The organism is Sphingomonas sp. CCH9-F2, from assembly GCF_001556735.1.
GTDB classification, from domain to species: domain Bacteria; phylum Pseudomonadota; class Alphaproteobacteria; order Sphingomonadales; family Sphingomonadaceae; genus Sphingomonas; species Sphingomonas ginsenosidimutans.
Genome location: NZ_LSJO01000017.1, coordinates 1 through 5,377, shown reverse-complemented (window position 1 = coordinate 5,377; position 5,377 = coordinate 1). Strand labels below are relative to the sequence as shown.

General features: G+C 68.6%; 6 protein-coding genes. 5 read left to right on the top strand and 1 reads right to left on the bottom strand.

The window, feature by feature from the left end:
- The 3 genes from AX685_RS00675 to AX685_RS00665 form a co-directional block, all read left to right on the top strand.
- Positions 1 to 2,429: TonB-dependent siderophore receptor (locus AX685_RS00675; RefSeq protein WP_066484336.1), on the top strand; the 2,429-nt coding region annotated here is incomplete at its 5' end.
- Between the two features lie 109 nt (positions 2,430 to 2,538).
- The gene (locus AX685_RS00670) at positions 2,539 to 3,582 is read left to right on the top strand and encodes a LacI family DNA-binding transcriptional regulator (RefSeq protein WP_066484334.1); all 1,044 of its coding nucleotides are present in this window, start codon (positions 2,539 to 2,541) and stop codon (positions 3,580 to 3,582) included.
- A 73-nt stretch (positions 3,583 to 3,655) separates the two neighbouring features.
- Positions 3,656 to 4,048: a hypothetical protein gene (locus tag AX685_RS00665; RefSeq protein ID WP_066484332.1), complete on the top strand. Its 393-nt coding sequence runs from the start codon at positions 3,656 to 3,658 to the stop codon at positions 4,046 to 4,048.
- A gap of 7 nt (positions 4,049 to 4,055) precedes the next feature.
- On the opposite strand, the gene dcd is transcribed toward AX685_RS00665, so the two are convergent.
- Complete coding sequence (gene dcd, locus AX685_RS00660; protein ID WP_066484331.1) at positions 4,056 to 4,610, bottom strand: dCTP deaminase; 555 nt, start codon at positions 4,608 to 4,610, stop codon at positions 4,056 to 4,058.
- Positions 4,611 to 4,703: 93 nt separating this feature from the next.
- Here dcd and AX685_RS00655 point away from each other — a divergent pair, with 93 nt between their 5' ends.
- Together AX685_RS00655 and AX685_RS00650 are read left to right on the top strand one after the other, a co-directional pair.
- Entirely contained in the window at positions 4,704 to 5,156 is a 453-nt protein-coding gene (locus AX685_RS00655) for an NUDIX domain-containing protein (protein WP_066484329.1), read from the top strand.
- Positions 5,153 to 5,377, top strand: a 225-nt coding sequence (locus tag AX685_RS00650; RefSeq protein ID WP_156445575.1) for a hypothetical protein, incomplete at its 3' end; no start/stop codon positions are given. The genes AX685_RS00655 and AX685_RS00650, both read left to right, overlap by 4 nt.

The following is a 5,377-nucleotide window of genomic DNA, read 5'->3' as shown; positions in this document are numbered from 1 at the left end:
CTTCGGCGCTTCCATCGGCCTGCGCGGCCCCCACCGTGGCCGACGCCGCCGCGCAGGCCGATGGAAGCGCCGAAGCGCAGCAGGACATTGTCGTCACCGGCACCGCGCGCCCGGAGCGCAGCGTGCGCACCTCCATCTCGGTCAGCACGCTGGACGCCGCGCAGCTCAACCAGCTGGCGCCGCTGGGCAGCGCCGACCTGATCCGCAACGTGCCGGGCATCCGCGCCGAATCCTCGGGCGGTGAGGGCAATGCCAATATCGCGGTGCGCGGCCTTCCCGTGGCCAGCGGCGGCGCGAAGTTCGTGCAGTTCCAGGAAGACGGGCTGCCGGTCCTCGATTTCGGCGATATCGCCTTCGCCACCGCCGACCTGTTCGTGCGCCCCGACAACAATGTCGCGCGCGTCGAAACGGTGCGCGGCGGTTCGGCATCGACCTTCACCAGCAACGCGCCGGGCGCGATCATCAACTTCATCAGCAAGACCGGCGCGACCGAGGGCGGCAACATCGCGCTGACCAAGGGCGTGGATTTCGACCGCACGCGCATCGACGCCGATTACGGCGCGCCGCTGGGCGACGACTGGTCGTTCCATGTCGGTGGCTTCTATCGCATCGGCACCGGCGTGAAGGATGCCGGCTATACCGCGGAGAAGGGCGGGCAGATCAAGGGCAACATCACCCGCAAGCTGGCCGACGGCTTCCTGCGGCTGACGTTCAAGGTGCTGGACGACCGCGCCCCCGCCTATGTCCCGGTGCCGGTGCGGCTGACGGGGACGGTCGACAACCCCAATTATTCGTCCTTCCCCGGTTTCGACGCCAAGTCGGGCACCACCATGTCGCGCTACCTGCGGCAGGACATTTCGATCGGCGCGGACGGCAACCGCATCCTGACCGACGTGGCCGACGGCTATCGCATCAAGTCGCGCGCGATCGGCGGCGAGGCGTCGTTCGGGCTGGGCGGCGGCTGGTCGCTGGACGACAAGTTCAACATCGCGAAGAATTCGGGCGGGTTCGTCACCCCCTATCCCGCGAACGTCGCGTCGGCGGCATCGTTCGTGTCGTCGATCGGCGGGGCGGGCGCGACGCTACGCTATGCCAACGGGCCGAACGCCGGGCAGACGATCGCCAATCCCGGCGCGCTGAACGGCAACGGCCTGGCATCGAACACGCTGCTGTTCAACGTGACGCTGGACGATTTCACCAACGCCACCAACATCCTGACGCTGAGCCGCGATGTCGATGCCGGCAGCGCCGGAACCGGATCGGTCACCTTCGGCTATTTCAAGTCGTATCAGGCCGTGAAGATGGACTGGCACTGGAACAGCTATCTTCAGGAAGTGAAGGGCGAGAACGCCGCGCTGCTGGACGTATATAACGCCGCCGGGCAGGCGGTGACGCAGAACGGGCTGATCGCCTATGGCGAGCCGGTGTTCGGCAATTGCTGCCAGCGCTACTACAACGTCGACTACAACATCGACGCGCCGTACATCGCGCTGTCGTGGAAGACCGGCGGGCTGAGCCTGGACGGCAGCGTCCGCTACAACAGCAGCAAGGCCGAGGGCATCTACGCCGGCAGCGTCAACCGCGTCATCGACGTCAACCAGGACGGCGTGATCCAGACCCCGGAACGGGTCGTGCCGGTGGTCAGCCTGGCGGCGGCCAAGCCGGTGGACTACCGCAAGAACTATTTCACCTGGTCGGTCGGCGCGAATTACGAGCTGAACCCCGGTCTGGCAGCGTTCGCGCGGGTCAGCCGCGGTGCGCGCTTCAATGCCGATCGCGTGCTGTTCGGCGGCGGCGTGCGCGACGACGGCAGCATCGCGGACAATGTCGCGGTCAATTTCGTCAATCAGCAGGAACTGGGGCTGAAGTATCGCGGCGGCGCGATGTACGCCAACCTGACCGCGTTCCGCGCCACCACCGCCGAGGCGAACGAGCTGGTCATCCCGGTCCAGCAGATCATCAACAACAAATATCGTTCCTACGGCCTGGAGGCCGAGGGCGGCGGCGACTGGGGGCTGTTCCACCTGATCGCGGGCGCGACCTACACCCATGCGCGCATCACCGACAGCCAGGTGACCCCGGCGCTGAACGGCAACACCCCGTACCGGCAGGCGGCGCTGATCTTCCAGGCGACGCCGTCGATCGGCAACGACGTCTTTTCGATCGGGGCGAACGTGACGGGCACCACCTCGTCCTATGCCGCGGACGTCAACACGCTGAAGATGCCGGGCTATGTGCTGACCAGCCTGTTCGGTTCCTATGCGCTGACGCCATCGATCAAGCTGTCGGTCAATGCGCAGAACATCTTCAACGTGCTGGCGATCACCGAAGTCGGGCAGGTGCAGGACCGCATCCCCGCCGACGGCGTCACCACCGCGCGTTCGGCGCTGGGCCGCAACATCAGCGCGACGATCGGGCTGCGCTTCTGATCCATAGCGGATCGGGTGCTCCGGCCCGGCTTGCAATCGGGCCGGGGCACCGCCATTCCCTTTCGTTATGGGGACATGTTCCATCCCCGGCCGGGAATGACGGGATACGATGGGCGACGGCGGCAGCGAGGATGGCGTGTTCGGGGATGGTGGCGACCGCGTCCGCAACATGGCGGATCTGGCGCGGCTGACCGGCGTCCATGTCGCCACCGTCAGCCGCGCGCTGGCCGACAGCCCGCTGGTCAGCAAGGCGACGCGCGACAAGATCAAGGCGCTGGCGGCCGAGCACGGTTTCCGCCCCAACGAAATGGCGCGCCGGCTGCGCGTCAAAAGATCGAACATGATCGGCGTGGTCGTGCCGCTGGGGCATGAGCAGCGGCAGCATCTGTCCGACCCGTTCTTCATGACCATATTGGGGCATCTGGCCGATGGCGTGACCGCCAACGGTTACGACCTGATGCTGTCGCGCGTGGTGCCGAGCGGGGACGACTGGCTGGACGATATCGTCGATTCGGGGATGCTGGACGGGGTGCTGGTGATCGGCCAGTCGGACCAGCTGGCGGTGATCGAGCGGACCGCCGCGCGCTATCGCCAGATGGTGGTGTGGGGGCATCACCGCGAAGGGCAGCGGCATTGCGCGGTCGGGGTCGACAATTACCTGGGCGGGCGGCTGGCGGGCGAGCGGCTGATCGAGCGCGGATGCCGGCGGATTGCGTTCATGGGCGAGATCCGCACGCTGGAACTGACCGAGCGGCACGCGGGGGTGCGCGACGTGTGCGCCGAGCGCGGCGTCGACGCGCCGTTGCAGCTCGACACGCATCTGGCATCGGACGTGATGTATGAGGAGATCGCCGCGCATTGGGATGCGGTGGGCGGGCGGATCGACGGAATCGCCGCCGCGTCCGACGTGATCGCGATGCAGGCGGTGCGCGTGCTGGCGGATCGCGGCGTGCGCGTGCCCGACGATATCGCGATCACCGGGTTCGACGACCTGCCGCTGGCCGAACAGATGGTGCCGCGGCTGACCACCGTGCGGCAGGATATCGCCAGCGGCGCACGCGCGATGACCGACGCGCTGCTGGCGCGGATCGCGGGGCATGACGCGCCGTCGGTGGTGATGACCCCGCAGCTGGTGGTGCGCGCCTCCGCCTGACGCCCGCGCGGGTCAGCCGCGGTTCAGCGCGGGGCGCGTATCGCGGTGCCGTGACACGGGACGGAGACGGGTGATGCGAAAGTGGATGGCGGTGCTGGCGGCGATGGCGCTTCTGCCCGGTATCGCGGCGGCGCGGCCCGCCGATCCGCGCGGGCAGAAGGAATATGATACGCTGCTGCGCGAGAATATCGCCGGGCCGGCGACCGACTGCGTGATGCCATCGGGGATTTCGGGCACGCGGGTGATCGCGGGCAAGGGCATCGTCTATCGCGTCGGCGCGCGAAGCTACCTCAACGTGCCGAGCGTCGGGGCCGACCGGCTGGACGACAGCGACATACTGGTCACCGACATCCGCGGCGGGCAATTGTGCCGCGGCGATGCGGTGCGGCTGGTCGATCGCAATTCGGGCATCCCGTCGGGGTTCGTGCGGCTGGACCGGTTCGTGCGGCTCGACCGGGTGCGCTGACCTTTACTTACAATCGCGGCAGCGTGACGCCGCGCTGGCCCATATATTTGCCGGCGCGTTCGGCGTAGCTGACCTCGCACGGTTCGTTGCCCTGCAGGAACAGGAACTGGCACGCGCCTTCGTTGGCATAGATGCGCGCGGGCAGCGGCGTAGTGTTCGAGAATTCGAGGGTCACATGCCCCTCCCAACCCGGCTCCAGGGGCGTGACGTTCACGATGATGCCGCAGCGCGCATAGGTCGACTTGCCCAGGCAGATCACCAGCACGTCGCGCGGCACGCGGAAATATTCGACCGTGCGGGCGAGCGCGAAGCTGTTCGGCGGGATGATGCACACGTCGGTCTTGCGATCGACGAAGCTGTTGGCGGCGAAATCCTTCGGATCGACGATCGCATTGTCGACGTTCGTGAAGATCTTGAATTCGTCGGCGACGCGCGCGTCATAGCCGTAGGAGGACAGGCCGTAGCTGATGCAGCCGTCGCGGCGCTGATTTTCCACGAACGGTTCGATCATGCCGTCGGCGAGCGCGCGTTCGCGGATCCAGCGGTCGGACAGGATGGACATGGCGCGCTTTCTACCCCCGGTTGCGCCGCCGCTTTCGCCCGTCGCGGCGGGGGGTGCAAGAGGAACATCGCGCGCGCTACACTGGCCGGTACGATGATGCAGTTCCTTTACAGGGTGCGCCGCCGCGTGCTGGCGCTGCTGCGCTGGCGCACGCGCGGGGTGAAGGTCGCGGCGTTCGACGGCGGGGGCCGCGTGCTGCTGGTCCGGCACGGCTATGGCCGGTCGGACCTGTGGATGCTGCCGGGCGGCGGGCTGCACCGCGGCGAGCGCGCCGACGCGGGCGCGGTGCGCGAACTGGCGGAGGAGACCGGCTGCTGGCTGGCGGAGGCGGCGGTGCTCGCGCGGTTCGAGGCGCGTGCCGAAGGGCGGCGCGATACGGTGTGGCTGGTGCGCGGGCGGACCGACGACGCACCGCAGCCGGACGGGCGCGAGGTGATCGAGGCGTGCTTCTTTTCGCCCGACGCACCCCCGCCGGAAGCGTCGCCCGCGACGCGGCGGCGGCTGGCGGAACTGGCGGCGGGGCGCGTCGCCGGGGGTGCGTGGTGAGCGGGGCGTTCGAGGGCTATTGGCACCGCGCGATGGGCGGCGACCATGCCGGCGTCGCGGTCGATCCCGGCGCCCGGCGTGCGATGATGCTGACCGAGGTGAGCGGGCGGACGCGCGCGGTGATGCCGCCCGCCGTCGCGACGGCGATCGGCTGGACGGACGGGGCGGCGTCGATCGCCGAGTGGCGCGCGCGGCTGGCCGCGGCGGGGATCGTGCTGAAC